At 51.7% G+C, this 2940-nt stretch carries 1 rRNA gene; it reads left to right on the forward strand.

Annotated elements, in window-relative coordinates:
* Positions 1-9 precede the first annotated feature (9 nt).
* Positions 10-2932 (forward strand): 23S ribosomal RNA (locus BAQ46_RS22870).
* Positions 2933-2940: the final 8 nt, after the last annotated feature.

The raw sequence follows: 2940 nt of genomic DNA on the forward strand, positions 1-2940 counted from the left end.
TTTTAGTTTGGTTAAGTTAGAAAGGGCGCACGGTGGATGCCTTGACACTAGGAGTCGATGAAGGACGGGACTAACGCCGATATGCTTCGGGGAGCTGTAAGTAAGCTTTGATCCGAAGATTTCCGAATGGGGAAACCCACCATACGTAATGGTATGGTATCCTTATCTGAATACATAGGGTAAGGAAGACAGACCCAGGGAACTGAAACATCTAAGTACCTGGAGGAAGAGAAAGCAAATGCGATTTCCTGAGTAGCGGCGAGCGAAACGGAACATAGCCCAAACCAAGAGGCTTGCCTCTTGGGGTTGTAGGACATTCTATACGGAGTTACAAAGGAACGAGGTAGACGAAGCGACCTGGAAAGGTCCGTCGTAGAGGGTAACAACCCCGTAGTCGAAACTTCGTTCTCTCTTGAATGTATCCTGAGTACGGCGGAACACGTGAAATTCCGTCGGAATCTGGGAGGACCATCTCCCAAGGCTAAATACTCCCTAGTGATCGATAGTGAACCAGTACCGTGAGGGAAAGGTGAAAAGCACCCCGGAAGGGGAGTGAAAGAGATCCTGAAACCGTGTGCCTACAAATAGTCAGAGCCCGTTAACGGGTGATGGCGTGCCTTTTGTAGAATGAACCGGCGAGTTACGATCCCGTGCGAGGTTAAGCTGAAGAGGCGGAGCCGCAGCGAAAGCGAGTCTGAATAGGGCGTTTAGTACGTGGTCGTAGACCCGAAACCAGGTGATCTACCCATGTCCAGGGTGAAGTTCAGGTAACACTGAATGGAGGCCCGAACCCACGCACGTTGAAAAGTGCGGGGATGAGGTGTGGGTAGCGGAGAAATTCCAATCGAACCTGGAGATAGCTGGTTCTCCCCGAAATAGCTTTAGGGCTAGCCTTAAGTGTAAGAGTCTTGGAGGTAGAGCACTGATTGGACTAGGGGTCCTCATCGGATTACCGAATTCAGTCAAACTCCGAATGCCAATGACTTATCCTTAGGAGTCAGACTGCGAGTGATAAGATCCGTAGTCAAAAGGGAAACAGCCCAGACCGCCAGCTAAGGTCCCAAAGTGTGTATTAAGTGGAAAAGGATGTGGAGTTGCTTAGACAACTAGGATGTTGGCTTAGAAGCAGCCACCATTTAAAGAGTGCGTAATAGCTCACTAGTCGAGTGACTCTGCGCCGAAAATGTACCGGGGCTAAATACACCACCGAAGCTGCGGATTGATACCGAATGGTATCAGTGGTAGGGGAGCGTTCTAAGGACAGTGAAGTCAGACCGGAAGGACTGGTGGAGTGCTTAGAAGTGAGAATGCCGGTATGAGTAGCGAAAGACGGGTGAGAATCCCGTCCACCGAATGCCTAAGGTTTCCTGAGGAAGGCTCGTCCGCTCAGGGTTAGTCAGGACCTAAGCCGAGGCCGACAGGCGTAGGCGATGGACAACAGGTTGATATTCCTGTACCACCTCTTTATCGTTTGAGCAATGGAGGGACGCAGAAGGATAGAAGAAGCGTGCGATTGGTTGTGCACGTCCAAGCAGTTAGGCTGATAAGTAGGCAAATCCGCTTATCGTAAAGGCTGAGCTGTGATGGGGAAGCTCCTTATGGAGCGAAGTCTTTGATTCCCCGCTGCCAAGAAAAGCTTCTAGCGAGATAAAAGGTGCCTGTACCGCAAACCGACACAGGTAGGCGAGGAGAGAATCCTAAGGTGTGCGAGAGAACTCTGGTTAAGGAACTCGGCAAAATGACCCCGTAACTTCGGGAGAAGGGGTGCTTTCTTAACGGAAAGCCGCAGTGAATAGGCCCAAGCGACTGTTTAGCAAAAACACAGCTCTCTGCGAAGCCGTAAGGCGAAGTATAGGGGGTGACACCTGCCCGGTGCTGGAAGGTTAAGGAGAGGGGTTAGCGTAAGCGAAGCTCTGAACTGAAGCCCCAGTAAACGGCGGCCGTAACTATAACGGTCCTAAGGTAGCGAAATTCCTTGTCGGGTAAGTTCCGACCCGCACGAAAGGTGTAACGATTTGGGCACTGTCTCAACCAGAGACTCGGTGAAATTATAGTACCTGTGAAGATGCAGGTTACCCGCGACAGGACGGAAAGACCCCGTGGAGCTTTACTGTAGCCTGATATTGAATTTTGGTACAGTTTGTACAGGATAGGCGGGAGCCTTTGAAACCGGAGCGCTAGCTTCGGTGGAGGCGCTGGTGGGATACCGCCCTGACTGTATTGAAATTCTAACCTACGGGTCTTATCGACCCGGGAGACAGTGTCAGGTGGGCAGTTTGACTGGGGCGGTCGCCTCCTAAAGTGTAACGGAGGCGCCCAAAGGTTCCCTCAGAATGGTTGGAAATCATTCGTAGAGTGCAAAGGCATAAGGGAGCTTGACTGCGAGACCTACAAGTCGAGCAGGGACGAAAGTCGGGCTTAGTGATCCGGTGGTTCCGCATGGAAGGGCCATCGCTCAACGGATAAAAGCTACCCCGGGGATAACAGGCTTATCTCCCCCAAGAGTCCACATCGACGGGGAGGTTTGGCACCTCGATGTCGGCTCATCGCATCCTGGGGCTGTAGTCGGTCCCAAGGGTTGGGCTGTTCGCCCATTAAAGCGGTACGCGAGCTGGGTTCAGAACGTCGTGAGACAGTTCGGTCCCTATCCGTCGTGGGCGTAGGAAATTTGAGAGGAGCTGTCCTTAGTACGAGAGGACCGGGATGGACGCACCGCTGGTGTACCAGTTGTTCTGCCAAGGGCATAGCTGGGTAGCTATGTGCGGAAGGGATAAGTGCTGAAAGCATCTAAGCATGAAGCCCCCCTCAAGATGAGATTTCCCATAGCGTAAGCTAGTAAGATCCCTGAAAGATGATCAGGTTGATAGGTTCGAGGTGGAAGCATGGTGACATGTGGAGCTGACGAATACTAATAGATCGAGGACTTAACCATATAATATG

It is taken from the genome of Bacillus paranthracis (assembly GCF_001883995.1).
In the GTDB taxonomy this organism is placed as follows: domain Bacteria; phylum Bacillota; class Bacilli; order Bacillales; family Bacillaceae_G; genus Bacillus_A; species Bacillus_A paranthracis.